We start from the raw sequence: 563 nt of genomic DNA, 5'->3' as shown, positions 1-563 counted from the left end.
CGCTGGCGGTGCTGGGCCAGGGCGTCCAGGCAGGCGTTGGCGGCGGCGTAGTTGGCCTGGCCCACGCCGCCCAGGAGCGCGGCGATGGAGGAGAACAGCACGAACGCGGTCAGGTTCATGTCCTGGGTGAGTTCGTGCAGGTGCCAGGCCCCATCCGCCTTCGGTGCAAGTACCCTCTGCAGCCGCTGCGGCGTCAGATCCGCGAGCAGGGCATCGTCCAGCACCCCCGCCGCATGCACCACAGCGAACAACGGGTGTTCAGGATCGATCCCGGCCAGGAGCACAGCCAGCGCGCCACGGTCGGCCACGTCACAGGCCTCGATGCGCMCCGTGGCGCCGAGTCCGGACAGTTCTTCGAGAAGATCACCGGCGCCGGGGGCCGCCATACCCCGACGGCTGGTCAGCAGCAACTGCCGCACCCCGTGCTCGGCCACCAGATGCCGGGCCACCAACGCCCCCAGACCCCCCGTACCGCCGGTGATGAGGACGGTGCCTGTGGCGTTCCAGGGAGCAGGTGTTTCAGCGGTCTGGGGCCTGTCTCTTATACACTTCTGACGCTGACG

At 69.2% G+C, this 563-nt stretch carries 1 protein-coding gene; it reads right to left on the bottom strand.

Translation table 11 applies throughout. The annotated features are described in order from the left end of the window. The coding region (locus FGF04_RS39785) for an SDR family NAD(P)-dependent oxidoreductase (RefSeq protein WP_149516233.1) at positions 1 to 563 on the bottom strand (563 nt) is incomplete at both ends.

It is taken from the genome of Streptomyces apricus (assembly GCF_008369065.1).
GTDB classification, from domain to species: Bacteria; Actinomycetota; Actinomycetes; order Streptomycetales; family Streptomycetaceae; genus Streptomyces; species Streptomyces apricus.
The sequence above is the reverse complement of the archived record's forward strand: the minus strand, read 5'-3'. Positions and strand labels throughout refer to the sequence as shown.